Annotated in this window: 25 protein-coding genes; 15 read left to right on the forward strand and 10 right to left on the reverse strand. The window is 67.3% G+C overall.

The window, feature by feature from the left end; all coding sequences use genetic code 11:
- Positions 1–10: 10 nt before the first annotated feature.
- The 5 genes from RAH32_RS15630 to hutI all read right to left on the reverse strand — a co-directional run bounded on the left by RAH32_RS15630 (position 11) and on the right by hutI (position 6092).
- Positions 11–829 carry a transporter substrate-binding domain-containing protein gene (locus RAH32_RS15630; RefSeq protein WP_306609049.1) on the reverse strand — a complete coding sequence of 273 codons (819 nt, stop codon included), beginning with the start codon at positions 827–829 and terminating at the stop codon, positions 11–13.
- 62 nt (positions 830–891) lie between these two features.
- Positions 892–2571 (reverse strand): urocanate hydratase, encoded by a 1680-nt coding sequence (gene hutU / locus RAH32_RS15635; RefSeq protein WP_306609051.1) that lies wholly within the window; start codon positions 2569–2571, stop codon positions 892–894.
- Positions 2572–2573: 2 nt separating this feature from the next.
- Entirely contained in the window at positions 2574–3368 is a 795-nt protein-coding gene (gene hutG, locus RAH32_RS15640; protein ID WP_306609127.1) for an N-formylglutamate deformylase, read from the reverse strand.
- Entirely contained in the window at positions 3368–4897 is a 1530-nt protein-coding gene (hutH, locus tag RAH32_RS15645; protein WP_373429725.1) for a histidine ammonia-lyase, read from the reverse strand. Before hutH ends, hutG begins: the two co-directional genes overlap by 1 nt.
- Positions 4890–6092, reverse strand: coding sequence for an imidazolonepropionase (gene hutI / locus RAH32_RS15650; RefSeq protein ID WP_306609053.1), 1203 nt, complete (start codon positions 6090–6092; stop codon positions 4890–4892). Before hutI ends, hutH begins: the two co-directional genes overlap by 8 nt.
- 109 nt (positions 6093–6201) lie before the next feature.
- Between hutI and RAH32_RS15655 the strand changes: the two genes are divergently transcribed.
- Both RAH32_RS15655 and hutC read left to right on the forward strand, forming a co-directional pair.
- A complete protein-coding gene (locus RAH32_RS15655; protein ID WP_306609055.1) occupies positions 6202–7566 on the forward strand; it encodes a formimidoylglutamate deiminase in 1365 nt (454 codons plus the stop codon).
- The gene (gene hutC, locus RAH32_RS15660; RefSeq protein WP_306609057.1) at positions 7563–8288 is read left to right on the forward strand and encodes a histidine utilization transcriptional repressor HutC; all 726 of its coding nucleotides are present in this window, start codon (positions 7563–7565) and stop codon (positions 8286–8288) included. The genes RAH32_RS15655 and hutC overlap by 4 nt, the downstream gene beginning before the upstream one ends.
- 10 nt (positions 8289–8298) lie before the next feature.
- Here hutC and RAH32_RS15665 read toward each other — a convergent pair whose 3' ends face one another.
- The gene (locus tag RAH32_RS15665) at positions 8299–9615 is read right to left on the reverse strand and encodes an acetamidase/formamidase family protein (RefSeq protein WP_306609059.1); all 1317 of its coding nucleotides are present in this window, start codon (positions 9613–9615) and stop codon (positions 8299–8301) included.
- Positions 9616–9699: 84 nt separating this feature from the next.
- Positions 9700–10626, reverse strand: coding sequence for a LysR family transcriptional regulator (locus RAH32_RS15670; RefSeq protein WP_306609061.1), 927 nt, complete (start codon positions 10624–10626; stop codon positions 9700–9702).
- 151 nt (positions 10627–10777) lie between these two features.
- Here RAH32_RS15670 and RAH32_RS15675 point away from each other — a divergent pair, with 151 nt between their 5' ends.
- From RAH32_RS15675 to RAH32_RS15720, 10 genes are all read left to right on the forward strand, one after another.
- Positions 10778–11977, forward strand: a complete 1200-nt coding sequence (locus RAH32_RS15675) for a muconate/chloromuconate family cycloisomerase (RefSeq protein ID WP_306609063.1) — start codon at positions 10778–10780, stop codon at positions 11975–11977.
- 2 nt (positions 11978–11979) lie between these two features.
- On the forward strand, positions 11980–12270 hold the full coding sequence (gene catC, locus RAH32_RS15680) for a muconolactone Delta-isomerase (RefSeq protein ID WP_306609065.1): 291 nt from the start codon (positions 11980–11982) through the stop codon (positions 12268–12270).
- Positions 12271–12341: 71 nt separating this feature from the next.
- Complete coding sequence (gene catA / locus RAH32_RS15685; protein ID WP_306609067.1) at positions 12342–13280, forward strand: catechol 1,2-dioxygenase; 939 nt, start codon at positions 12342–12344, stop codon at positions 13278–13280.
- A gap of 102 nt (positions 13281–13382) precedes the next feature.
- Positions 13383–14735, forward strand: coding sequence for an SRPBCC family protein (locus tag RAH32_RS15690; protein ID WP_306609068.1), 1353 nt, complete (start codon positions 13383–13385; stop codon positions 14733–14735).
- Entirely contained in the window at positions 14732–15247 is a 516-nt protein-coding gene (gene benB, locus RAH32_RS15695; RefSeq protein WP_306609069.1) for a benzoate 1,2-dioxygenase small subunit, read from the forward strand. Before RAH32_RS15690 ends, benB begins: the two co-directional genes overlap by 4 nt.
- A gap of 36 nt (positions 15248–15283) precedes the next feature.
- Positions 15284–16312 carry a benzoate 1,2-dioxygenase electron transfer component BenC gene (benC, locus tag RAH32_RS15700; RefSeq protein WP_306609071.1) on the forward strand — a complete coding sequence of 343 codons (1029 nt, stop codon included), beginning with the start codon at positions 15284–15286 and terminating at the stop codon, positions 16310–16312.
- Positions 16309–17094 carry a benzoate diol dehydrogenase BenD gene (gene benD, locus RAH32_RS15705; RefSeq protein ID WP_306609073.1) on the forward strand — a complete coding sequence of 262 codons (786 nt, stop codon included), beginning with the start codon at positions 16309–16311 and terminating at the stop codon, positions 17092–17094. Before benC ends, benD begins: the two co-directional genes overlap by 4 nt.
- A 33-nt stretch (positions 17095–17127) precedes the next feature.
- The gene (locus RAH32_RS15710) at positions 17128–18459 is read left to right on the forward strand and encodes an MFS transporter (RefSeq protein WP_306609075.1); all 1332 of its coding nucleotides are present in this window, start codon (positions 17128–17130) and stop codon (positions 18457–18459) included.
- A 64-nt stretch (positions 18460–18523) separates the two neighbouring features.
- Positions 18524–19318 carry a 3-oxoadipate enol-lactonase gene (pcaD, locus tag RAH32_RS15715; protein ID WP_306609076.1) on the forward strand — a complete coding sequence of 265 codons (795 nt, stop codon included), beginning with the start codon at positions 18524–18526 and terminating at the stop codon, positions 19316–19318.
- A 129-nt stretch (positions 19319–19447) separates the two neighbouring features.
- Positions 19448–19714: a hypothetical protein gene (locus tag RAH32_RS15720; protein ID WP_306609078.1), complete on the forward strand. Its 267-nt coding sequence runs from the start codon at positions 19448–19450 to the stop codon at positions 19712–19714.
- 10 nt (positions 19715–19724) lie between these two features.
- Here RAH32_RS15720 and RAH32_RS15725 read toward each other — a convergent pair whose 3' ends face one another.
- Both RAH32_RS15725 and RAH32_RS15730 read right to left on the reverse strand, forming a co-directional pair.
- Positions 19725–20456 (reverse strand): MgtC/SapB family protein, encoded by a 732-nt coding sequence (locus RAH32_RS15725; RefSeq protein ID WP_306609080.1) that lies wholly within the window; start codon positions 20454–20456, stop codon positions 19725–19727.
- A 78-nt stretch (positions 20457–20534) separates the two neighbouring features.
- Positions 20535–22202 (reverse strand): alpha-amylase family protein, encoded by a 1668-nt coding sequence (locus tag RAH32_RS15730; RefSeq protein ID WP_306609081.1) that lies wholly within the window; start codon positions 22200–22202, stop codon positions 20535–20537.
- Positions 22203–22370: 168 nt separating this feature from the next.
- Between RAH32_RS15730 and RAH32_RS15735 the strand changes: the two genes are divergently transcribed.
- Positions 22371–23387 (forward strand): SDR family oxidoreductase, encoded by a 1017-nt coding sequence (locus tag RAH32_RS15735; RefSeq protein WP_306609083.1) that lies wholly within the window; start codon positions 22371–22373, stop codon positions 23385–23387.
- 45 nt (positions 23388–23432) lie between these two features.
- Here RAH32_RS15735 and RAH32_RS15740 read toward each other — a convergent pair whose 3' ends face one another.
- Positions 23433–24800, reverse strand: coding sequence for an amidase (locus tag RAH32_RS15740; RefSeq protein WP_373429726.1), 1368 nt, complete (start codon positions 24798–24800; stop codon positions 23433–23435).
- Between the two features lie 167 nt (positions 24801–24967).
- Between RAH32_RS15740 and RAH32_RS15745 the strand changes: the two genes are divergently transcribed.
- Complete coding sequence (locus tag RAH32_RS15745) at positions 24968–26257, forward strand: PQQ-dependent sugar dehydrogenase (RefSeq protein ID WP_306609087.1); 1290 nt, start codon at positions 24968–24970, stop codon at positions 26255–26257.
- A gap of 74 nt (positions 26258–26331) precedes the next feature.
- Positions 26332–26517, forward strand: a complete 186-nt coding sequence (locus RAH32_RS15750) for a hypothetical protein (RefSeq protein ID WP_306609089.1) — start codon at positions 26332–26334, stop codon at positions 26515–26517.

Raw genomic sequence — 26517 nt, forward strand, 5'->3', positions numbered from 1 at the left:
CGAGGTCGGATCAGTTGGTGGGCACTTCGCGCGGCAGTTCCGAATAGGTGCCCAGCCACTTTTCATGGATGGCCTTGACGCGGCCGTCATCGGTCATCTTCAGCATCGCGTCGTTGATGGCCTGGGCCAGGGATTCGCTGGCTTCCTCCTTGCGCAGCACCCAGGCGAAGTATTTCGGTTCGCCGAACTGGGCAGGCTCGAACAGGGCGAAGGTTTCCGGGCGCGACTTGACCAGATAGGTCAGGTTGGGAAGCGAACCCGCCACGGCGTCCAGACGTCCGGCGGCAAGGTCGGCATAGGCTTCGTCGGTGGTGCCGTATTCCTTGATGGTGATGCCGCCCAGGGTTTCGCCGTAAGCTTCAAGCTGCTTGAACTGCGCGGTTCCCTGCTGGACGCCGACGGTCTTGCCCTTGATGTCCTCGGGCTTGGTCATGTCGTCGTTGCCCGCAGCCTTGACCAGCGACACGGTGGCGTCGGCGATGGGCAGGGTGAAGGTGTAACGCTCCAGCCGTTCGGGGGTGATGGTGACGGGGGCGATCACGATGTCGAACTTGCCCACCTCCAGGCCCGGAAGCTCGGCCGTCCAGGGGATGTCCTGATAGACCGGCTCGACGCCAAGTTCCTTGGCGACCTCGTCGAACAGGTCCTTGGTGATGCCTTCGTAGGTGCCGTTGTTCAGCATGTCGAAGGGGGCATAGTGCATGTCGGTGGCGGTGACGATCTTGCCGGCCGCCTTGATGTCGGCCAGCTGGTCGGCCGTGGCGGCGGTGCCCAGGCCCAGGGCGGCAAGGCCCAGAAGCGCGGCGCGCAAGGTGTTGTGGATGGTCATCGTTTTACTCCTTGTTGGTCAGGTTGGTGGGCGCCGCACGCGGTGCTGCGGCGCCTCTGTTATCAGAGGATCGCGGGAAGGTTCAGCCCATGTTCGCGCGCGCAATCAAGGGCGATGTCATAGCCCGCGTCGGCGTGGCGCATGACGCCGGTGGCCGGGTCGTTCCACAGCACGCGCTCGATCCGGCGGTCAGCGTCCTCGGACCCGTCGCAGCAGATCACCATGCCGGAATGCTGGGAAAAGCCCATGCCGACGCCGCCGCCGTGGTGCAGCGACACCCAGGTCGCCCCGGATGCCGTGTTCAGCAGCGCGTTCAGCAGCGGCCAGTCGCTGACCGCGTCCGACCCGTCCTTCATCGCCTCGGTTTCCCGGTTGGGGCTGGCGACGCTGCCCGAATCGAGGTGGTCGCGGCCGATCACCACAGGGGCCTTCAATTCGCCGTTGCGCACCATCTCGTTGATCGCCAGCCCCGCCCGGTGCCGGTCGCCCAGGCCGATCCACATGATCCGGGCGGGCAGACCCTGGAAGGCGATGCGGTCGCGCGCCATGTCCAGCCAGTTGTGCAGGTGGGCGTTGTCGGGGAACAGCTCCTTCATCCGCCGGTCGGTCTTGTAGATGTCCTCGGGATCACCCGACAGCGCGGCCCAGCGGAAGGGGCCGATACCCCGGCAGAACAGCGGGCGGATATAGGCGGGCACGAAGCCCGGGAAGGCGAAGGCGTTTTCCAACCCTTCTTCCTTGGCCACCTGGCGGATGTTGTTGCCATAATCCAGCGTCGGCACGCCTGCGTTCCAGAAATCGACCATGGCCGCGACATGGGCCTTCATGCTGGCGCGGGCGGCCTGTTCGACGGCCTTGGGGTCGCTGTCCTGGCGCGCGCGCCATTCGGCCACGGACCAGCCCAGCGGCAGATAGCCGTGGATCGGGTCATGGGCGCTTGTCTGGTCGGTGACGATGTCGGGACGCGGGCCGCCCGCCTTCATGCGGCGCACCAGTTCGGGAAAGACCTCGGCCGCATTGCCGATCAGGGCCACGGACTTGGCCTCTCCGGCCTTGGTCCAGCGGTCGATCATCGCCAGGGCCTCATCCAGGGTATGGGCCTTCTCGTCGCAATAGCGGGTGCGGATGCGGAAGTCGGCGCGGGTTTCGTCGCATTCGACGGCCAGGCAGCAGGCCCCGGCCATCACCGCGGCCAGCGGCTGCGCGCCGCCCATCCCGCCCAAGCCTGCGGTCAGGATCCACTTGCCGCTCAGGTTGCCGCCGTAATGCTGGCGCCCGGCCTCGGCGAAGGTTTCATAGGTGCCCTGCACGATGCCCTGGGTGCCGATATAGATCCAGGACCCGGCGGTCATCTGGCCGTACATCGCCAGGCCCTTCTTGTCCAAGTCGTTGAAATGGTCCCAGGTGGCCCAGTGCGGCACCAGGTTCGAATTGGCGATCAGCACGCGCGGCGCGTCCTTGTGGGTGCGGAAGACGCCGACGGGCTTGCCCGATTGGACCAGTAGGGTCTGGTCCTCGTCCAGGTCGCGCAGGCTGGCGACGATCTTGTCGAAATCGGCCCAGGTCCGGGCGGCGCGGCCGATGCCGCCATAGACGACCAGTTCGTGCGGATTTTCCGCCACGTCGGGATGGAGGTTGTTCATCAGCATCCGCAAGGGCGCCTCGGTCATCCAGCTTTTCGCGGTCAGTTCCGTGCCGGTGGCCGGAAAGACGTCGCGGATGTTGTGACGGGGATTGGTCATGGTCAGCCTTTCAGATCGGGGGCCAGATCGGCAAGCGTTGCAAGGATGTGCTGCAGGGTGTCGCGCAGCGGCGCGGCCTTCGCGGGATCAAAGGCGAAGGGCGGGGTCTCGGTCGCCAGATGGGTGGACTGGGCCAGTTCCATCTGGATGGCGTGGACGCCATCGGCGGGGCGGCCGTAATGGCGCGTGGTCCAGCCGCCCTTGAAGCGGCCGTTGACCGCCATGGTCCGTCCCGTTGCGCGGCAGATCGCCTCGACCGCGGACTGGATGCGCGGGTCGCAGGTCGTGCCCCCGGCGGTGCCGATGTTGAAATCGGGCAGCGTGCCGTCGAACAGGAACGGGATCCGCGACCGGATCGAGTGGCAGTCGTAAAGGATCGCCACCCCGTGCCGGGCCCGCACGCGCTCGATCTCGGCCGATAGGGCGGCGTGATAGGGCGCATGGAAACGGGCGGTGCGGTCGGCCAAGTCCTGGGCGGTGGGCTCCTGCGTCCAGATCGGCTGGCCGTCGAAATCGGTCAGTGGCACCAGCCCGGTGGTGTTCTGGCCGGGATAAAGGCTTTCATTGTCCGGCCCGCGATTGGCGTCGATCACATAGCGGTGGAAGGTCGCGCGCACCACCGTCGCCCCCGGCAGCAGCCCGGCATACAGCCGTTCCACATGCCAGTCGGTATCGGCCAGCAGCCTTCCCCGGTCGTTCAGGCGGGCCGCGACGTCGTCCGGCAGCCAGGTCCCGACATGGGGCAGGCCCAGGATGACGGGGCCGTCGCCCGGTTCGACGATGACGGGATCGGGGATCACAGCGCCACCCCGTCGATGCCCGCCGCCCGGATCAGCGTGCCGTCGCGCACCATCGCGGCGGCGGCTTCCAGATCCGGGGCAAGATAGCGGTCCTCGGCAATCGCCGGGACCTTGGCGCGCAGCGCATCCATCACCGCGCGCAGCCGGGCCGAGGTTTGCAGCGGCGCGCGGAAATCGATGCCCTGGGCGGCGCAGATCGCCTCGACCCCCAGGATCACCGACAGGTTCGCGTTCATCCGCCCCAGCCGCCGCGCGCCATGCGCGGCCATCGACACATGATCCTCCTGATTGGCCGAGGTCGGCGTGGAGTCGGTCGAGCAGGGATTGGCCAGGTGCTTGTTCTCGCTCATCAGGGCGGCGGTGGTGACCTCGGCGATCATCAGGCCGGAATTCAGGCCCGGCGCCGGGGTCAGGAAGGGCGGTAGGTCGTGGGACAGCGTGGGGTCCACCATCAGCGCCACGCGGCGCTGCGCGATGGCGCCGATCTCGGCCAAGGCCAGGGCGATCTGGTCGGCGGCGAAGGCCACGGGCTCGGCGTGGAAGTTGCCGCCCGACACGATCCGACCCTCGCCCAGGACCAGGGGATTGTCGGTCACGGCATTGGCTTCGATCTGCAAGGTGCGGCCGGCAAAGCGCAGCACGTCCACCGCCGCACCCGCGACCTGGGGCTGGCAGCGGATGCAATAGGGATCCTGGACGCGGCTGTCGCCCTCGCGATGGCTTTCGCGGATTTCCGACCCTTCCATCAGGGCGCGCATCTGCCGGGCCACCTCGATCTGGCCGGGATGGCCGCGCAGGTCGTGGATTTCCGGCTGAAGGGGCGCGGTCGATCCCATGATGGCGTCGGTGGACAGCGCCGCCGTCACCATGCAGGTCGCCGCGTTGCGCCAGCCTTCGAAGAGGCCGATCAGCGCCAAGGCAGTGGAGAACTGCGTGCCGTTGATCAGCGCCAGCCCTTCCTTCGGGCCCAGCACCACCGGCGTCAGGCCCGCCCGCGACAGCGCCTCGGCCCCCGGCAGGCGGTGGCCGTCGAACCAGGCCTCGCCATGGCCGATCATGGCGGCGGTCATGTGCGCCAGCGGGGCCAGGTCGCCGGATGCCCCGACCGATCCTTGCGCGGGCACGACGGGGGTGACGCCGCGGGCCAGCATCTCCTCGATCAGGGCCACGACCTCCCACCGGACGCCGGACGCGCCGCGCCCCAGGCTCAGCAGCTTCAGGGCCATCATCAGGCGGGTCGCGGGGATGTCCAGGGCCTCGCCCACGCCGCAGCAATGGGACAGGATCAGGTTGCGCTGCAAGGTCGCCGTGTCCTCGGCCGCGATCTTGACCGAGGCCAGCTTGCCGAAGCCGGTATTGACGCCATAAACGGCCGCCGCCCCACTGGCCGCCGCCGCGATCTGCGCCGCCGCCGCCTCGATCCCCGGCCGGGCGGCGGGGTCCAGCCGCACGGCATGGCCGCCGCGCCAGACGGTTTCCAATTGCGCAAGCGTCGCCGCGCCGGGTTCAAGGATCAGGTCAGACAAAATCGCCTCCGACGATGCGGGCATGAAGGGGGTTGAAGCCGATGCGATAGGACAGTTCGGCCGGGTGGGCGATGTCCCACACCGCCAGGTCCGCGCGCAGGCCGGGCCGGATCGCGCCACGGTCCTCCAGGCCAAGTGCGCGGGCCGCGTGCAGGGTCACGCCCGCCAGGCATTCCGAGGGCGTCATGCGGAACAGCGTGGCACCCATGTTCATCGCCATCAGCAGCGAGGTCAGCGGAGAGGTGCCGGGGTTGCAGTCCGTCGCAAGCGCGATCGGCACGCCCGCCCGGCGCAGCGCCGCGACCGGCGGCAGCCTGGTTTCGCGCAGGGTGTAGAAGGCGCCTGGCAGCAGCACCGCGACGGTGCCGGACGCGGCCATCGCGGCGATGCCGTCGTCGCCCAGGTATTCCAGATGGTCGGCCGAGATCGCGCCATGCCGCGCCGCCAAGGCTGCGCCGCCCAGGTCCGACAGCTGTTCCGCGTGCAGCTTGACCGGCAGGCCCAAGGTCGCGGCGTGGTCGAAGACCAGGCCCATCTCCTCGGGCGAAAAGGCGATACCTTCGCAGAAGCCGTCAACCGCATCGGCCAGACCTTCGGCATGGGCGCGGTCCAGCCCGGCCATCACCACATCGCGCAGATAGGCGGCGCGGTCAGCGGCGTATTCGGGGGACAGCGCGTGGGCCGCAAGCCAGGTGGTGCGCACCGTCACCGGCCGGACCTGCCCGATCCGGCGGGCGACGCGCAGCATCTTCAGTTCGGCTTCGACATCCAGGCCATAGCCCGACTTGATCTCGATGGTGGTGACGCCCTCGGCCAGCAGGGCATCGACGCGGGGCAGCGCCTGGGCCAGCAGGTCGTCCTCGGACGCGGCGCGGGTGTCGCGGACGCTGGACAGGATCCCGCCGCCGGCGCGAGCGATGTCCTCGTAGCTGGCGCCTTCCAGCCGCATCTCGAATTCGCGGGCGCGGTCTCCGCCAAAGACGACATGGGTGTGGCAGTCGATCAGGCCGGGCGTGACGACCCGCCCGCCCAGGTCCCGGCGGGGGGCGCCTGCATATTCATCCGGCAGGTTGGCGGCGTTGCCGGTCCAGGCGATTCGGGGTCCTTCGGTCACGATGACAGAAGGACCGGACAACGTGGATTGGCCCGATTCGGCGGCAATGCCGGCTATTCTGACGTTGCTGAGGATCTGCATCGGACCGCCGCCTTCATTTGCGCTTGCTGTTTCTATGTTTAAACATATATTCTATCTATGTCTAAACTTATTTTTGCGTCAAACGAAATCGATGCAGGCGGGGAGCTGGATGACGGTGCTGTGGGCGGAACGGGCTTTGCTGCCCGAAGGTTGGGCGGAAAAGGTCAGGGTTGAGATCGGCCCCGACGGCCGGATCGGGCAGGTGCGCGCGGGCGCCGAACCCGAAGGCCGGCGGGTCGGGTTACTGCTGCCGGCGATGGCGAACCTGCATTCCCACGCCTTCCAGCGGGCCATGGCCGGCCTGTCCGAGGCGCGCGGCCCCCACCCGCGCGACACCTTCTGGACCTGGCGGCAGATCATGTTCCGCTTCCTGGACCACCTGACCCCCGAGGATGTCGAAGCCATCGCCGCCCTTGTGCAGATGGAGATGCTGGAAGCGGGCTTTGCCACCAATGTCGAGTTCCATTACCTGCACCACCAGCCGGGCGGCACGCCTTACGCGAATCTGGCCGAGATGGCCGAACGCATCGCCGCCGCCGCCGCGCGCACCGGGATCGGACTGACGCTGCTGCCGGTCCATTACCAGTTCGGCGGCTGCGACGGCCGTCCGCTGGGTCCGGGGCAGGTTCGCTTCGGCACCGATCCCGACCTGTTCGTGCGGCTTCTGGACGCGGCCGAAGGCGCGCTGCGCCACCTGCCCCCGGACGCGGGGATCGGGATCGCCCCCCATTCGCTGCGCGCCGTCAGCCCGGATGCGCTGCGCCTTTGCGCCGCCCTGCGGCCCGGCCGCCCGCTGCACATGCACCTGGCCGAACAGATCCCCGAGGTCGAGGAGGTCCTGGCCGCGCGCGGGCGGCGCCCGGTCGAATGGGTGCTGGAACACTGCGCCCCCGACAGCCGCTGGACCCTGATCCACCTGACCCACATGACCGACGACGAAACCCGCCGCCTGGCCGCCACCGGCGCTGTCGCGGGCCTTTGCCCCATCACCGAGGCCAGCCTGGGCGACGGCATCTTCAACGGCGCCCTTTGGCGCAACGCGGGCGGCCGGCTTGGCTTCGGATCCGACAGCAACATCCGCATTTCCCTGGTCGAGGAGTTGCGCGGCCTGGAATACAGCCAGCGTCTGCGCGACACCGCCCGCGCGATCCTGGCCGAACCGCCGCGTTCCACGGGGCGGGTGCTCTACGACGCGGGACTAGAGGGCGGAGCGGCTGCCGCGGGCCGCGACAGCGGTGCGATCCGCGAGGGGCTGTGGGCCGACCTGTGCGCCCTGGACCTGGGCACGCCGGTGCTGGCGGGGCGGCGGGACGACCAGATGCTCGATAGCCTGGTCTTTGCCGGGGGCGACGGGCTGGTGCGCGACGTCTGGGCCGCCGGACGCCATGTCGTGCGCGATGGCCGCCATCTGGACCGCGACCGGATCGTCGCCGATTATGTGGCCTGCATCACCAGCCTGCAGGAGCGGATGTGAACATCAAGCCAGCCGACAGGCCGACGGCCCAGACCATGCCCAAGGCGCAGCTGATCGTGTCCGAGGTCCGCCGCCGGATCCTCGACCGCGAATGGCGCCAGGGCGACCGCATCCCGGACGAGGCCGATCTGGCCGTCGAATTCGGCGCGGCGCGGGCCACGGTGAACAAGGCGCTGCAACTGCTGGCGGACGAGGGGCTGCTGGACCGCCGCCGCCGCGCCGGCACCCGCGTCGCGGTCGATCCGGTCCGCAAGGCCACGCTGTCGATCCCCATCGTGCGCGAACAGATCGAAAGCGCGGGCATGGCCTATAGCCACCGCATCATCGCACATCGCCGCAGCCCCCTGCCCGACGCCCTGGCCCTGCGCCTGGCCGCGCCTGCCGGGATGCCGATGATCCATCTGCGCGCGGTCCATTACGGCGACGGCATCCCCTTCCAATACGAGGACCGCTGGATCAACCCCCAGGCGGTCCAGGGGATGGATGCCGTCGATTTCCGCCATGTGAACGCCAACGAATGGCTGGTGCGCAACGCCCCCTATCTGCGCGCCGACGTGACCTTCTCGGCCGCGAATGCCGACGCGCGGGACGCCCGGATGCTGCAAACCCGGCCCGGCCAGGCGCTGCTGGTCTTGCACCGCAGCACCTGGAACGACGACCACCTTATCACCACCGTCCGCATCGCCTGCCGCCCCGGCCACGAGATCGGCACCCGGGGCTAGGTTTCCGTCGTCACAGCCCGTATTGTTCCCGTGCGTACTGCCCCAGCCCCACGGCATCCAGCTTCGCCAACGGCGCCAGGAAGGTCACCTGGATTACGCCCGGCGCGCGCCCGATCTCGATCGCGCCGTTGATGGTGGCGCGGTTGCGCACCTCGGGGACGGTCATGCCCAGCAGGGTCGCGGCGCGTTCCAGGCCGTTCTCGATGGCGGCGTTCAGGTTCGGGGCGGTTCCGATCACGCTGATCGGGGCCAGCGGCTCGATCTCGCCCACGCCCCATTTCGCGGCAAGACGCTGGCCCTTGGCGACCTCGGCGGCGGTGAAGGGGCGGGCCAGGGGCGGCAGGTCCTCGGCTAGCGGGAACAGGACCGGACCGTCGATGGGATAGTCCTTCACCACCTCGACCTGCAGCGTCACGCTGCCCGCCACGTCCATCGTGTGCCCGGCGATCTCTCCGTCGCCTTGGCCCGCGTGCATGTCGCCCATATAGACGCCCGCGCCCGGCACCTTGACCGGGCAGACGATGATCGCGCCCGCGCGCACCGCGTCGATATCCATGTGGCCGTCGGTCTTGTGCCGTGCCAGATCCTCGGCGCTGATGGCATAGTCATGGGGCGCACCGACCAGGAAGGCGCCGAAATCGCCCGCGTTGTGGCTGTCGGGCATTGCGGTCGAAGGGCAGGTCCCAAGCTGTCCCAGGAAGGGCCGCATCCGCACCAGCGTCCCCGGCATGTCCGAGGGCGCATAGGTCAGGATCGAGTGCTGCCGGCTGCCGTCGGGCAGGGCCGCATAATGATCCGCATCCCGCGCGATGGTTTCGGCGGCCCCCGCGGGCAGGGTCAGGCCGACGCTGCGGGTCTCGTCGAAGGTGACGGTATAGCCGTGGACGATGCGAAAGGGCGTGACCGGGTTGCCGCAGCGGTCGCATTTCACCGCATCCTGTCCGATCCCCTCGACATGGGTTTCGGGCCAGACGGTGTCGCAGACCGGGCAGCGCGCGGCGACATAGGGATCGCCCAGGCAGAACCCCTCGGGCGAACTGTCATGCCCCGAGGCTGTGGCGGTCGAGGTCACGGTGATGTCGCGGATACGGATCGCCACCCCGTCGCCCACCTCGGCTCCGTTGATCAGGACGGGCGTCGTGACCTCGTGGCCGCCGCGCAGGCGGGGCGTGATCATCGGACCCCAGCAGCCGGGGGCGGTATTGGCGATGATGGTGCCGCCATTCTCGACCGGGCCAAGCATGGCTGCTGCGGGGTCGAGGACACTGTTGGTAAACTCGGTGACGACGACGCTGCGGCGCGACGGCGCGATGCTGCCATCCGGCATGGAAACCCCCAATGTTCACTGTGAAGACCCGCTGAAGGTTAGCGGGTCGGGTTCCATAAGCAAGTCCTGCAAAGGTCCGGGATCCTAGGGGCGGCGCGGAAGGTTGTTCGCCTCGAGCCAGGCGGGATTTTCGGCATACATGTCCCCGATCAGCTTCCTGACCAGTCCCAGATAGCGCGAATTGTCGCCAGCCCGGTGGTTCAGGATGACGGGGGACAACGCCTCGGGGTCGCCGATCAGTCGGTATTCCACATCCGAGCGCATCTGCCGGGCCGACGAAGGAATGATGCAGATCCCCGATTCGGCCGCGACAAGGCCAAGCGCGGTCTGGATTTCGCGCACCTCCAGCACCTCTGCAGGCTGCACCAGCCGGTCCTGCAACAGCGCCAGCACCTGGTCGGCATAGCTGGGGCGCGGTTCCTTGGGATAGACGATCAGCTTCTGCCCCGTCAGATCCGCCAGCGTCAGCGGCCCCGTTTCCCGGGCAAGCGCAGTGTCACGGGGCAGTGCCGTCACCAGGCGTTCTTCCCGCAGGACGGTGCTGGTGACATTGGGGTCGTTGTGCAGCAAGCGCCCGAAGCCGATGTCGATCCGCCCTTCCTTCAGCGCGGGGATCTGCTGGATCGACAGCATCTCCAGCAACTGGATATCCAGTTCAGGCGCGTTCTGGCGCAGCTTTCGGACCAGCAGCGGCAACCCGCCATACAGGGTCGAGGCCACGAAGCCGATGGACAGAAGCCGGTTGCGGTTCGCCCCCACCCGTCGCGTGGCGTCCTTCATCTGGTCCACTCGCCCCAGCACCTGCAGCGCCTGTTCATAGAACAGCCGCCCCGCATCGGTCAGCCTGATCGGCCGGCTGCTGCGGATGATCAGCGCCACCCCCAGCTCCTCCTCCAGCAGCTGGATCTGGCGGCTGAGAGGGGGCTGCGCGATGTTCAGAATCTGGGCCGCGCGGGTGAAGTTCCGTTCCCGCGCGACGGCGGCGAAGTAACGCAATTGGCGCAGATCCACAGCTTTTCTCCGGTTCTGAGGCAACAAAATTCAGACCGTTCCGGGTATCTTGGGGCGGACAAAGGGCCTGATCCTCAACAGTTTAGCATCAACTATACCTTTCAGGTATGGTTTCAAACCCAAATGGTGTTGGACGCAGGGCAGCGGGACCATGCACATTTGGCCCATGAACCAGCCATACGCCCCCCTTTCCGCATCCCTCGCCGCCCCGGTCGTCACGGGGGTCGAGACGGTGATTGTCGATCTTCCGACGATCCGCCCGCACAAGCTGTCGGTCGCGACCATGAACGGCCAGGTGCTGACCCTGGTGCGCATCCACTGCAGCGATGGCGTCACCGGCATCGGCGAATGCACCACCATCGGCGGACTGGCCTATGGCGGCGAAAGCCCCGAAAGCATGAAGGTGAACATCGACACCTGGTTCGCGCCGGTGATGACGGGCCAGGACGCGACGCGGGTGCAGGCGCTGATGGCGCGGGTCGGCAAGATGGTAAAGGACAACCGTTTCGCCAAGTCCGCTATCGAGACCGCGCTGCTGGATGCGCATGGCAAGCGTCTGGGCCTGCCGGTCAGCGAGCTTCTGGGCGGGCGCCGCCGCGACCGGCTGCCGGTGGCCTGGACGCTGGCCTCGGGCGATACGGCCCGCGACATCGCGGAAGCGGAACGGATGCTGGATCTGCGCCGCCACCGGGTCTTCAAGCTGAAGATCGGCGCCCGCGACATCCGTGATGACATTGCCCATGTAGGCGCCATCAAGGCGGCGCTTGGCGACCGGGGCGCTGTGCGCGTCGATGTCAACATGGCCTGGTCCGAGGGTGACGCGGCCTTCGGGATGGCCGCGCTTGCCGATGCGGGCTGCGAACTGGTCGAACAGCCGGTCGCATCGACCGCCGCGCTTTCCCGGCTGGTTCGTCGCTTCCCCGTCGCGCTGATGGCCGACGAATCCCTGACCGGCCCCGAAAGCGCCTTCGAGATCGCGCGCAACCAGGGTGCCGACGTCTTCGCCGTGAAACTGGAACAAAGCGGCGGCGCCTTCAACGCGCTGCGCGTCGCGGCCATCGCGGATGCGGCCGGGATCGGGCTTTACGGCGGTACCATGCTGGAAGGCGCGGTAGGCACGGCCATTTCCGCCCATGCCTTCGCCTGCTTTGCCAACCTTCAATGGGGCACTGAACTGTTCGGCCCCTTGCTGCTGACCGAGGAAATCCTGGCCCAGCCGCTGGATTACAGCGATTTCGAACTGACCGTGCCCAGCGGTCCTGGCCTCGGCTTGACGCTGGACGAGGATCGCGTGGCCTTCTTCGCCCGCAACGGCATCCGCAAGACCATCAGCCTGCCCGGAAAGGCCTGACCATGCTGTTTCATGTGACCATGGACGTGACCATCCCCCGCGACCTGCCCGCCCAGGAACGCGCCGACATCCTGGCGCGCGAGAAGGCCTATTCCCAGGACCTGCAGCGCCGGGGCAAATGGCGCCACATCTGGCGGGTGGCCGGGCAGTACGCGAATGTCAGCATCTTCGATGTCCAGGACAACGCCGAACTGCACGACATCCTGTCGGGCCTGCCCCTGTTCCCGTTCATGGACATCGCCGTGACGCCGCTGCTGCGCCACCCGTCCGCGATCAGGGACGACGACACCTGAAGCCATCCCCAAACGGGACGGAGAGAGGGCCGTCCCGCCCAGTTTCCCAGCGAATCCAGGAGGAGAGAAGAATGACCGTCAAGATATTCGACCGTCCCGACGTGCAAGAGTTCCTGAAGGAACTCAGCGGCATGAACACCAACGATGGCAATTCGCGCATGAAGCAGATCGTCCACCGGCTGATGTCGGACCTGTTCCGCGCCATCGACGATCTGGACATTACCCCCGACGAATACTGGACCGGCGTGGCCTGGCTGAACGACCTGGGCGCCGCCGGTCAGGCGGGCCTGATCTCGCCGGGATTGGGGATCGACCATTTCCTGGACGAGCGTCTGGACGCCATCGACGCCGACCTGGGCATCGAGAACCCGACCCCGCGGACCATCGAAGGCCCGCTTTACGTCGCAGGCGCACCGGAATCGGTAGGCTTCGCGCGTCTGGACGATGGCACCGACGCCGACGGCCACACCCTGATCATGCACGGCACGGTCCATGGGTCCGACGGCCAGCCGCTGGCCGGCGCCAAGGTCGAGGTCTGGCACTGCGACACGCGCGGCTTCTATTCCCACTTCGATCCCACCGGCAAGCAGGCGCCCTTCAACATGCGCCGCACGATCATCACGGACGAGAATGGCCGGTATAAATTCCAGAGCATCCTGCCCTCGGGCTATGGCGTGCCCCCCGGCAGCCCGACCGAGAGGGTCCTGACCGCCCTTGGCCGCCACGGCCAGCGTCCGGCGCATATCCACTTCTTCGTCAGCGCGGACGATCACCGCAAGCTGACCACCCAGATCAACATCGAGGGCGACCCGCTTATCGACGACGACTTCGCCTATGCCACCCGCGAAGGGCTGGTCCCGCACGTGATCGAGCGGACGGACGAAGACAGCATCCACGCGAACGGCCTCAACGGTCCCTTCGCCGAGATCAGCTTCGACATCCACCTGACCGCGCTGATCGACGGCGTGGACAACCAGATCAACGAACAGCGCCGCCGCGCCGCCGCCTGACGCGGCACCGGGCGGCCCGGAGGGAGGGCCGCCAACCCCACCCCATCTTTTCATCACCGACATCGGCAGGGCCGCGCCACGCGTCCCTGGGGAGGAGAACTCATGTCCGCGATCATCGAAAAGGCCCGCGACCTGGACCAGCTTCTGGCAGTCGCCGTGCAGGACGACAAGGAGGCGGGGCTGTTCCGCTGCCGCCGCGACATCTTCACCAACGAAGACCTGTTCGCGCTGGAAATGAAGCACATCTTCGAAGGCAACTGGGTCTATCTGGCGCATGAAAGCCAGATCCCGGAAATCAACGACTACTACACCACCTGGATCGGCCGCCAGCCGGTGGTGATCACCCGCGACAAGACCGGGACGCTGAACGCCGTCATCAACGCCTGTGCCCACAAGGGCGCGATGCTGTGCCGCCGCAAGCAGGGCAACAAGAGCAGCTTCACCTGTCCCTTCCACGGCTGGACCTTTTCCAACACCGGCAAGTTGCTGAAGGTAAAGGACGCCAAGACCACGCAATATCCCGACCAGTTCAACCAGGACGGCTCGCACGACCTGACCCGCGTGGCGCGGTTCGAAAGCTATCGCGGCTTCCTGTTCGGCAGCCTGAACCCCGATGTCGCGCCGCTGAAGGAGTTCCTGGGCCAAACCACCATCATCATCGACCAGATCGTCGATCAGGCCCCCGAGGGACTGGAGGTCCTGCGCGGCAACTCCTCCTACATCTATGACGGCAACTGGAAGCTGCAGATGGAGAACGGCTGCGACGGTTATCACGTCAGCTCCGTCCACTGGAACTATGCCACCACCATGGAACGCCGCAGCGAGACCGGCACCAAGGCGGTGGATGCCAACAGCTGGTCCAAGTCCGTCGCAGGCGTATATGGCTTTGACAACGGCCATATCCTGCTGTGGACCAACACCAAGAACCCCGAGGTCCGGCCCGTCTGGAACCGCCGCGACGACCTGATCGCCCGCCTGGGCGAAGAGAAGGCCGGCTTCATCGTCAACCAGACGCGCAACCTGGGCATCTATCCGAACGTGTTCCTGATGGACCAGTTCAGCACCCAGATCCGCGTGGTCCGCCCGCTGTCGGTGGACAAGACCGAAGTCACCATCTTCTGCTTCGCGCCCAAGGGCGAAAGCGCGGTGGACCGCGCCACCCGCATCCGCCAGTACGAGGATTTCTTCAACGTGTCCGGGATGGGCACCTCGGACGACTTGGAAGAATTCCGCGCCTGCCAGACCGCCTATGCCGCGCCCCTGTGGAACGACATGTCGCGCGGTGCGCCGCTGTGGGTCCACGGTCCCGACGAAAACGCCCGCCGCATGGGTCTGAACCCCCTTCTGTCCGGCGAACGCAGCGAGGACGAGGGCCTGTTCGTCTGCCAGCACGAATACTGGGCCAAGACGATGCGCGACGCCCTTGCCACCGAAAAAGCAGGAGAAGCAGCATGAGCCTGGATCACAGCATCACCGCAACCAGCATCGGCTATGACGCCATCTGCGCCTTCCTCTATCGCGAGGCGCGCCTGCTGGACGACCGTCAGTGGGACGAATGGCTGACCTGCTATGCGCCCGACGCCTCGTACTGGATGCCGGCCTGGGACGACAACGACCAGACGACCGAGGATCCGCATTCCCAGATCTCGCTGATGTATTATCCCAACCGCGAGGGGCTGGAAGATCGGGTGTTCCGCATCAAGACCGAACGGTCCGGCGCATCCACGCCCGAACCCCGCACCAGCCACACGGTCAGCAATGTCGAAGTGGTCGCGGACCGGGGGGCCGAGGTGGACGTGCGCTACAACTTCCACACGCTGAACCACCGCTACAAGACCACGGACCAGTTCTTCGGGACCATGTTCGTGACCCTGCGCCGCGACGGCGACGGCCTGGTGATCGCCGCCAAGAAGATCGTCCTGAAGAACGACTACATTCGGCAGGTCATCGACGTCTATCACGTCTGACCGCCGACCCCGCACAACCGCAAGGAGGAGGCGACCATGTGCTATACGATCGCGCTGAACTTCGAGGACGGGGTGACCCGCTTCATCGACTGCAAGAAGGGCGAAAAGGTCCTTGATGCGGCCTTCCGCAACAAGATCAACCTGCCGATGGACTGTTCGGACGGCGTCTGCGGCACCTGCAAGTGCCGCGCCGAAAGCGGCGCCTATGACCTGGGCGAGGATTACATCGACGACGCCTTGACCGAGGACGAGGCCGCTGAAGGCCTGGTCCTGACCTGCCAGATGGTGCCGTCGTCCGATTGCGTCCTGTCGGTGCCGGTGACGGCTGCGTCCTGCAAGACCGGCCAGCAGAAGATCGGGGCCACCGTCGCCCGGATCGAACCGCATCAGGACGCCGCCGTCGTGCTGGAGCTTCAGATCGAGGAGGGCGCGGTTCTCCCCGCTTTCCTGCCCGGCCAGTATGTCAACATCGGCGTGCCGGGCAGCACCGCCAGCCGGTCTTATTCCTTCAGCTCGGCCCCGGCCGAAGGGCGGATGGAATTCCTGATCAAGAAGCTCCCTGGCGGTCTGATGAGCAACTGGCTGGCCCGCGCCACCCCCGGCGACAAGCTGGACCTGACCGGGCCGATGGGCAGCTTCTATCTGCGCGACGCGGGCCGTCCGCTGCTGTTTCTGGCCGGCGGCACCGGGCTGGCCCCCTTCCTGTCGATGCTGGAGGTTCTGGCCCGGGCCGGGTCGCGCCAGCAGATCCACCTGATCTATGGCGTGACGCGCGACGGGGATCTGGTGCTGGTGGACCGGATCGCAGCCTTCGCCCGGCGCCTGCCGAACTTCACCTTCGCCACGGTGGTCGCGGACGAAGGCTCGCCCCATCCGGGCAAGGGCTGGGTGACCCAGCACATGCCCGAGGACATGCTGGCCGCCGGAGAGGTGGACGTCTATCTGTGCGGTCCCCCGCCGATGGTGGACGCGGTGCGTCATTACCTGGACCAGAACGACATCCGCCCCGCCAGTTTCCATTACGAGAAGTTCACCCCCAACGCGCCCCTGAAGGCCAGCGCATGACCGGGGCTGTCTTCGCAGGACGCTTTGCGGGCAAGGTGCTGGTCGTGACCGGCGCCGCGCAGGGCATCGGCCGCGCCGTGGCCCTGCGCGCGGCGGCCGAGGGCGGCCGGGTGCTGTTGGTGGATCGCGCCGACTTTGTGGCCGATGTCGCGGCGGAAGCAGGGGCGGACACCAAGGGCTTCGTGGCCGACCTGGAAACCTGGGACGGCGCGGACGCCGCCATGCGCCATGCAGCGGAAACCTTCGGCGGCATCGACATCCTGATCAACAACGTCGGCGGCGCGATCCGTATGCGCCCTTTCGCCGAATTCGAACCGCGCCAGATCGACGCCGAGATCCGCCGGTCCCTGATGCCCACGCTGTATTGCTGCCATGCGGTGCTGCCGCATCTGCTGGCGCGGGGCGGCGGCACCATCGTCAACGTGTCGTCCAATGCAACCCGCGGCATCCACCGGGTGCCCTATTCGGCGGCCAAGGGCGGGGTGAACGCGATCACGCAATCGCTGGCGATGGAGATGGCGGGCCAGAACATCCGCGTCGTCGCCACCGCCCCCGGCGGGACCGAGGCCCCGCCCCGCCGCGTCCCCCGCAACGCCGACGGCGACAGCCCGGAGGAACAGGCCTGGATGGCGCAGGTCGTTACCCAAGTGAAGCAATCGGCCTTCATGCGCCGCTATGCCACCATCGAGGAACAGGCCGCGCCGATCCTGTTCCTGGCCTCGGACGAGGCGTCCTACATCACCGGTTCGGTCCTGCCCGTCGCGGGAGGCGACACGGGCTGACGGCGATTCCAACAACAAGGGAGGAAACAAGGAATGCGCAATATCGACGTAAGCGAGGCCATAGATAAGGGCCCGTTCGGAAGTTTTCAGTGGATGGTGGTCGCGCTGTGCGGCACGCTGCTGGTGGTGGACGGATACGACGTGTTCGTCGCGGGCACCGTGCTGCCAACGCTGATCGCGGAATGGGGCCTGACCAAGCCCCAGGCGGGTGCGTTGCAGGCCTGGGCGCTGTTCGGCATGATGTTCGGCGCGCTGATCCTGGGGCCGATGGCCGACCGGATCGGGCGCAAGAAGGGCATCGCCATCAGCTTCGTGCTGTTCACCTCGGCCACGGTGCTGACGGGATTTGCCACCTCGCCCGAGCAGTTCAAGATCTTCCGCTTCATCGCCGGCCTGGGCTGCGGCGGGCTGATGCCGAATGCCGTGGCCCTGATGAACGAATACGCGCCCAAGCGCCTGCGCGGCACCATGGTCGCGCTGATGTTCTCGGGCTATTCGGTGGGCGGCATGGTCGCGGCGGGCCTGGGCATCGGGATCATTCCCGGCTTTGGCTGGCAGCCGATGTTCTTCATCGCCGCGCTGCCCTTGGCGCTGCTGCCGCTGATCCTGTGGAAGCTGCCTGAATCGCTGGGCTTCCTGATCCGCCAGGGCAAGCAGGACGAGGCCAGGCGCATCTTCGCCCGCATCAACCCGACCGTGCCGCTGGCCGCCGATGACCAGCTGATGTTTACCGAAGCCAAGGGCGCCAAGGCTTCCATCGCCGAACTGTTCCGCCATGGCCGCGCCCTGCGCACGCTGATGCTGTGGCTGTCCTTCTTCTGCTGCCTGCTGCTGGTGTATCTGTTGTCCTCCTGGCTGCCCAAGGTCCTGCAAGAGGCGGGCTATGCCGAACGCGCCAGCCTGTTGTCGCTGTTCAGCCTGAACTTCGGCGGAATGGCGGGGGCGATCCTGGGCGGGCGGATGGGCGACCGCTTCGGTCTGCCCAAGGTCGTGGTGGGCTTCTTTGCCGCAGCCGCCCTGTCCATCGCAATGATCGGCATGAACCCTGCGCCGGGCCTGCTGTTCGCCCTGGTCTTCGTGGCGGGCGCCACCACCATCGGCACGCAGATCCTGCTTTATGCAAGCGTGGCCCAGCTCTACAACCTTTCGGTCCGCGGGGCTGGCCTGGGTTGGGCATCGGGGGTGGGACGCATCGGCGCCATTGTCGGGCCGACCCTGGGCGGTGTGCTGCTGGCGCGCGAACTGCCGCTGGGCCAGAATTTCCTGATCTTCGCGGTTCCCGCGGCGGTCTCGGCGGTGGCGATGCTGGTCTTCGCCCTTGCCAACCACCGGGTCCGGGAAAACGCGCAGCTTGCCGCGGCCTGATCCGCACAGAACAATGGCGCGCGGCCCTGCTGGCCGCGCGTCCTTTGCCATTTGAAAGCCTGCCATGCCCTATCTGGACCTGCCCACCCACCGGCTTCACTACCGCATCGACGGGACAGGCGACGACCGGCCCTGGCTGACCTTCTGCAATTCGCTGGGCACCGACCTGCACATGTGGGATGCCCAGGTCGCCGGGCTGGCGCAGCATTTTCGCATCCTGCGCTATGACCGGCGCGGGCATGGGGGATCGGGGACGCCGCCGCCGCCCTATGCCCTGGCGGATCTGGGCGGGGACGTGGTGGCGCTGTGGGACGCGCTGTCCATCGAGCGCAGCCATTTCTGCGGCTTGTCCATTGGCGGCCTGACCGGGCAATGGCTGGGCATACACGCCGGCGCGCGGCTGGACCGCCTTGCGGTCTGCGCCACCGCGGCCCGCATCGGCACACCTGATGGCTGGACTGCCCGCATGACCGATGTGCGCGCCAACGGCCTTGCCGGGCTTGTCCCCGCCACCGCCGACCGCTGGTTCACCCCCGCGTTCCGCACGGCCCGGCCTGGAGAGGTGGAGGCCATCCTTTCGACCTTTGCCGCAACCTCGGCCGAGGGTTATGCCGGATGCTGCGCTGCCCTGGCGGAATCGGATCTGCGGGACGATCTGTCGCGGATCACCGTTCCCGTCCTGAGCGTGTCGGGCGACGATGACCCGGTCTGCCCCCCATCGGATCTTCAGGCGATCGCCCGAAGCGTCGCTGATGGCCGGCATCGCAGCCTGCCTGGGCGACATCTGGTCAATGTCGAATCCCCGGCACCCTTCAACGCGCTTCTTCGGGACTTCCTGACGGCGCCGACACGGGCTTAGAACAGAATGCTTGATGCTTCGGCCTTCGTCTTCCATTATGGCGCACCAACCCAAGACCGCTGACGCTGGATCGCAGACATGCCCGGCCAAAGGCCGCCGCGCCTGACATGGAACCAACGAGAGGCCCCGATGCTGAAAAGCAAGACCCGCCAGACCAGTTGGCGCCTGGCCAATCCGGCCAAGTATTCGGCGCATCTTGCCGTCCAGCAGGCCGTCGCCACGGGCAAGCTTGAAAAGCAGGCCTGCGAGGTCTGCGGCCGTGAAAAGGTTGATGCGCATCACGACCGCTATGACCAGCCGCTGGAGGTCAGGTGGCTGTGCAGGCGTCACCACATGAAGCTGCACCATTACGGCGAGGACATGTTTCCGGTCGGCGGCGGATCGCGCGAATCCTGATCCCGGCCCGTCAGGTCAGTTCGTTTTCCAGAGGCACGATCGCCAGTTCCTGGACGGCGGGGTCATCCCGGATTGCCCGCGCCAGGCGCTCGACATCCGGGGTATTCTGATAGGCAGAAGCCAGCAGCGTATAGCAGCGCAGGCCGCTTGCCCGGGTCTCGTCGATGGATGCCGGCCCTGCCCGCAGCCCGCCCGAGGCAAGAATGGCGGTCAGCCGGGCACTGTCATAGGAACTGCCGGCATCCACGACGACCCGGATCCGAAGGACCGGCTGTGGCGGGGACATCCGGCGCAAGGCCCGCTGAAAGACCAGAACGACCAGGGCGATCGCCGTGGCGATGGTGGCAAGTTCCAGCAGCCCTGCGCCGAAGATGATGCCCAGGGACGCCGTCAGCCACAGCGATGCGGCCGTCGTCAGGCCATGGACCGAAAGGCCCGACCGGAAGATCACCCCCGCCCCCAGAAAGCCGATCCCGGTCAGGATGGCATGGGGCATCCGCGCCATGTCCGAAACGATCTGCGTGCCTTCGGGAAAGACCACCGTCCATTCCCCCATGCGCAGCCCCAAGAGCGTCATCAGTGCCGAAGCGAAGCAGACAAGGATATGCGTGCGCAGGCCCGCTGGCTTGCCCAGGAATTCACGGTCTGCGCCGATCAGGGCGCCCGCGACGACGCTGCCCAGAAGCGGCGGGACGGTATCCGCGTCCAGCATTGCGGAAACAAGACTGTCGAATGTCATCATGCCCCCATGGCTGTCGGACCGCCATGTGACAGGGGACAACTGCCTCGCGCAACAGGGATCTTTCGACGTCGGCGGCCGTCAGTTCCCCTTGTCCGCCGGATCCGCCCGCAGCCAAAGGCTGCCATAGCCCGGCAAATCGAGGCTTGCGGTACCATCGGCGTCCAGGTCAAGGCGCCCCTGCCCCTGGATGCGGGTCAGGCGGCCCAAGGCCTCGGCCCCTTCCAGACGGGATCGGGACGTGCAGGCGCGCTTGCCCAGGTTGTGCAGAAGCAGGGCCGTGCGGTCCCCCCAGTCATACCGCAGCGCGAAGATCGCGGCATCGGGAAAGGGAATGAAGCTCCACTCGCCAAAGGCGATCTCGGGCATCTCGCGGCGGCGTCGGATCAGGCCTTCCATCCAGTTGAGCAGGGAACCCGGATCATGATCCTGCGCCTCGACATTGACGCCCTTCGGTCCCCAACGGGATCCCGACACCACGGGCCGCGACACCTGGTCCTCGGGCGCGGAGGAGAATCCGCCGTTCGGCCCGTCTGTCCACTGCATAGGGCTGCGAACGCTCTGCCTGCCGGGAATGTCCAGGTTCTCGGCCATGCCGATCTCCTCGCCATAGAACAGGACGGGCGCGCCAGGCAGTGCGAAGACGATGCTGTAGACCAGGCGGATGCGGTCCTCGTTTCCCTTCAGCATCGTGGGGATCCGGCGGCGCAACCCGCGGCCAAAAAGCTGCATCTCCTCGTCGGGGCCGAAAGCGCGAAACACCTGCTGGCGCTCGGCCTCGGTCAGCTTGTCCAGGGACCATTCGTCGTGGTTGCGCGCGAAATGCGCCCAGCCGTCGTCCGGGTGCAGGTCGGGCATGGCGCGCAGGGAATGGACCAGCGGCCCCGCATCCTCGCGCACCAGGGCAAGGGCCAGGGCCTGGTTCATGTTGAAGTCGAGGGACATGTTCAGCTCTCCCCCGTCCTCGTCGCCATAGAAGCGCCGGACGTCCTGATAGGGCAGGTTCACCTCGCCCAGAAGGACTGCATCGCCGCAACGGCGCTGAACGAAGCTGCGCAGGTCGCGCAACCAGTCATGCATGTCCAGTTCAGGCGGCGATGCAAGCCCCTGCGTTTCCAGAAGGAAGGGTACAGCATCGACCCGAAAGCCCGCCAAGCCCAGCTGCAGCCAGAAGCCCACGATCCTGTGGATCTCTTCGCGGACCTTCGGATTGCCGATATTCAGGTCAGGCTGGTGGTGGTAGAAGCGGTGCAGGTAATACTGGCCGGTTTCCTCGTGCCATTCCCAGTTGCTGTGCTCCTTGTCGGGAAAGACAAGATCCGAGGGACCGTCCGGCGGGATGTCGTCGCGCCAGACATACCAGTCGCGATAGGGCGAGTTGCGGTCGGATGCCGCCGAGATGAACCACGGATGCCGGTCCGAGGTGTGGTTCACCACCAGATCCGCGATCACCCGGATGCCGCGGTCCTTGGCCATGCGCAGAAAGACGGCCAGATCGCCCAGCGTCCCCAGCCGAGGATCGACCCCGTAATAATCGGTGATGTCATAGCCGTCGTCCTGGTTCGCCGTGGGATAGAAGGGCATCAGCCAGATGCAGGTCACGCCCAGACGGGCCAGGTGGTCGATGCGCCGCGTCAGCCCCGCGAAATCGCCGATGCCGTCGCCGTTGCTGTCCTGGAAGGTCTCGACATCGAGGCAGTAGAAGACGGCGTTCTTCCACCAGACATCGCCGGTGCGGCTGATATCCATGCAGGGCTCCTTTCCGTAGGGCGGCCATGGGCGCGGTATCGGCGCGCGGCCTTGCCGGTCGAACGCCAGGGCACCTGCATCGGTTCACGCAAGAGCGCGGGCGCGCGGATGGGGCGAACCCGTGCCCCGCCCGCGCGTTGAGACGCAGCGCAGGAAAAGGAGAAGGGCATGGCGGATATCGGCGGGACGCCGCGCGTCGCAGTGATCACGGGCGCCTCGGCCGGGGTCGGCAGGGCAGTGGCGCAGGAATTCGCGGCCCATGGCTGGCGCCTGGGGCTGATCGCGCGGGGCCGGGCGGGACTGGAGGGGGCGCGGGCCGATGTGGACGCAGCGGGCGGCGCGGCCCTGGTCCTGCCCGCCGATGTCGCGGATGCGGCCGCGCTTGAGGATGCGGCCCAGACGGTCGTGGACAGGTGGGGTCGCATCGACCTGTGGATCAACGCCGCCATGGCGACGGTCCTGGCCCCCGTGTCCCAGGTCACGCCCGACGAATTCCGCCGCGTGACCGAGGTGACCTATCTGGGCCAGGTCTTCGGCACCCAGGCCGCCCTGCGTCACATGCGCCCCCAGGGGCAGGGCACCATCGTCAGCATCGGGTCCGCCCTGGCCTATCGCGGCATCCCGCTGCAGGCGCCCTATTGCGCGGCCAAGTTCGCCACGCGCGGTTTCATGGATTCCCTGCGGACCGAGCTTCTGCACGAGAACAGCCCGATCCGCCTGACCGAGATTCACCTGCCCGCCGTCAATACGCCCCAGTTCGACTGGGCGCGCAACAAGATGCCGCACAAGGCCCAGCCCGTGCCGCCGATCCACAGCCCCGAGGCGATCGCACGCGCGGTCTATCGCGCGGCGCTTGATGCGCCCAGAGAGGTCTGGCTGGCCGGTTCGGCGGTCAAGGCGATCCTGGGCGATGCCGCGGCCCCTGCCCTGGTGGACCGCATCCTGTCCAGCCAGGGATATTCCGGCCAGCAGACCGAGGAAGCGGCAAGCCCGCGCCCGGACAACCTGTTCGCGCCGATGGACGAGGATCGGGATCACGGCGCCTCGGGCCGGTTTGGCGACGATGCGCGGCCCACGGTCTCGGCCTATCGCCCGGCCCGGCTGCGCGCGGGCGCCGCAGTCATCGCCTGCGCGGCGGGTTACGGTATCCTTCGGACCCTGCTAGATCGTAGGGATCGGTCCTGAATACAGCGACTTCCCATGGAGGAAGGGCGGCACGACGTGAAGGCTTCAGATCGCAGGCGCGCGCGCGATACAGTCGGTCGCGGCCTCGTATTCCCGGCCCAGGTTCAGGATTACGGCATCCCGGCCGCGATGCCCGATCAGTTGCAGGCCCATGGGCGAAGGACCGAAGCCCGCCGGGACCGACAACGCCGGCAGCCCGGTCAGGGACGCAGGCACCACCACCTCCATCCATCGGTGATAGCTGTCCATGGCCGTCCCGGCGATGTCCTTGGGCCAGTGCCAGTCGGCATCGAAGGCGAAAAGCTGCGCGGATGGCAGGGCCAGCACATCAACCTCCATCTCGGCCGTGCGGCGGAACCAGTCGGATCGGATAGTGCTGGCGCGGCGGATCTCGGCGGCTGACAGGGACAGGCCGCGTTCGATCTCCCACCGCAGCTCGGGCTTGACCTTGTCGGGCGCGCTGCGCAGCAGGGGTTCAAGGTTGCCGGCGATGGTCCAGCTTCGCAGCGTGGTCCAGGCTTGCCACAGCGCCTCGGCGGGGAACGGCGGTGCGAGGGGCGTCACCTCGTGGCCCAGATGCACGAAGACGCGCAGCGCGGATTCACACAGGTCAAGGACGCCCGGCTCCATCGCATAGGCGCCGCCCCAATCGCCCAGCCAGCCGATCCGCAGCTTGCGGGCCGGCGGCTGCGGGCGGTAAGGCCCGCTGGAATGGGGATGGCGCGGGTCGTGTTCGGACTGGATGGCCAGCAGCAGTTCCAGGTCGCGGACCGACCGCGCCATGGGACCGTCGGTGGACAATTGCGCAAGGAACAGATCGCCCGGCCCACCCCCCGCCACAAGGCCATAGCTGGGACGGAAGCCTAGCACGTTGTTCCAGCCCGCCGGGTTTCGCAGCGATCCCATCATGTCCGACCCATCGGCAAGCGCCACCATCCGGGCCGCAAGCGCCGCGCCCGCGCCGCCGCTGGATCCGCCCGCCGAGCGCGCGAGGTCATAGGGGTTGCGCGTCACGCCATAAACGGGGTTGTAGCTGTGCGATCCCAGTCCGAATTCGGGCGTGTTGGTCTTGCCGATGACGACCGCCCCTGCCCTGCGCAGCCGCGCGACCATCGGGCTGTCCACCGCCGGCACATGGTCGCGAAATGCAGGGGATCCATAGGTGGTCGCGATCCCCGCCGTGTCCGCCAGATCCTTGATCGCCATCGGCAGGCCCTGCAGCGGGCCGGGCGGCGCGGTCTCGGCTTCGGCCAGAAGCGTGTCGCGGTCGCGCAGCGCCACGACGGCGTTGACGGCGGGGTTCACCCGCTCGATCCGGTCCAGCGTTTCCGCCATCAGCTCGCGAGGGGTGATGTCGCCTGCACGCAGGGCGGCAATTTGATGTGTCGCGTCATGTTCGATCATGCGCAGCATTCATCGCTGCCGCGCCAGCGGGGTCAAGGTGTCGCGCCGCCTGGGCGCCCGCCGGCTGGAAACGGCCCTTGTGGGAACGCGCCGCATCACCGTGCCACCGTACGGAAAACCCCTGTCATGGCGCCGTTCCTGCCCGTATCATCCCCCTCGACAGCTTGGAGAAAGACATGGAATTCATCGCAAGGGCGACTGCGGTGGTGGGCGGCGCGGTCGCGCTGTTTCGCCGGATCGGGGCACCGGGACATCAGGCCATGGGGCCAAGCCCGCAGATCCCCGAGGCCAAGGCGCAGGGGATCATGACCCTGAAGATGCCCGTGGCGCGGGGCTGGAAGGACGGGCACGTCCCCACCTGCGCGCCGGGCCTTTCGGTCAACGCCTTTGCCACCGGCCTCGACCATCCCCGCTGGATCGAGGTTCTGCCGAACGGCGACGTGCTTGTGGCGGAATCCAAGGAACAGGCGGGCCCGCCCAGGACGCTGATGGACCATGCCGCGCAGGCTACCATGCGCCGGGCCAAGGCCATCGGGGACAGCGCCAACCGCGTGTCCCTGCTGCGCGACGCCAATGGCGACGGGGTGGCCGAAGTGCGCGAGGTGTTCGTGCAGGACCAGAACCAGCCCTTCGGCATGGCGCTGATCGGAAACCGCTTCTACCTGGGCAATACCGACGGCATCGTGGTCTTTGACTACACGCCCGGCGCGACCTCGCTGTCGGGGGCGGGCCGGAAGCTGGTCAGCTTCAAGCCGCACGGGCACTGGACGCGCAGCCTGATCGTCTCGCCGGACGGGAGCAAGGTCTATGCGGGCGTGGGATCGCTGTCCAATATCGGCGACATGGGCATGGAAGCCGAGGAAGGCCGCGCAGCGATCTGGGAACTGGACGTGGCCAGCGAGAAAGCACGCATCTTCGCGTCGGGTCTGCGCAATGCCGTGGGCATGGCATGGGAGCCGTCAACCGGCACGCTGTGGACGGTGGTCAACGAACGCGATGGCCTGGGCGACGAGACGCCGCCGGACTACCTGACCTCGGTCCGGGAGGGCGGCTTCTACGGCTGGCCCTATTCCTATTGGGGCGGCACAGTGGACGACCGGGTCTCGCAGGACCCGTCCCTGGTCGCGCGCGCGATCACGCCCGATTATGCCCTGGGCGGGCATACCGCGTCCCTGGGCCTGTGCTGGATGCCTGCAGGAACGCTGCCGGGCTTTGGCGACGGCATGGTGATCGGGCAGCACGGGTCCTGGAACCGGTCCAAGCTCAGCGGCTACAGGCTGATCTTCGTGCCCTTCGCCAATGGCGCGCCCAGCGGCCCGCCGCGCGACATCCTGACCGGCTTTCTGTCCGAGGACGAGAAGATCGCCTATGGCCGGCCGGTCGGCGTGGCGATTGGCCCCGACGGCAGATCGCTGCTGATGGCGGACGATGTGGGCGACGTGATCTGGCGGGTGACGGGGGCCTGACCCCGCAGCCCCGTGCAGGGGAATGAAACAAATCCCGCTGCCAGTCGTTCCTTCCGACGAACAGGAGGAACATCATGTCCCAGCGACTTCCACCCGTCCCGCCCGCGAACCGCAGCAACAAGGGTACCGGCGATCCCGGCGGTCCTGTCCAGAAGGACGCCGACATCCCCGATCAGCGCCAGCGGAACCTGGCCGAGCAAGGACGGCAGGGCAACGTCAAGCAGAACACGACCAACCAGGGTCACCAGCAGGACAGGTAA

The sequence above is a fragment of the Paracoccus yibinensis genome (assembly GCF_030846195.1).
In the GTDB taxonomy this organism is placed as follows: Bacteria; Pseudomonadota; Alphaproteobacteria; order Rhodobacterales; family Rhodobacteraceae; genus Paracoccus; species Paracoccus yibinensis.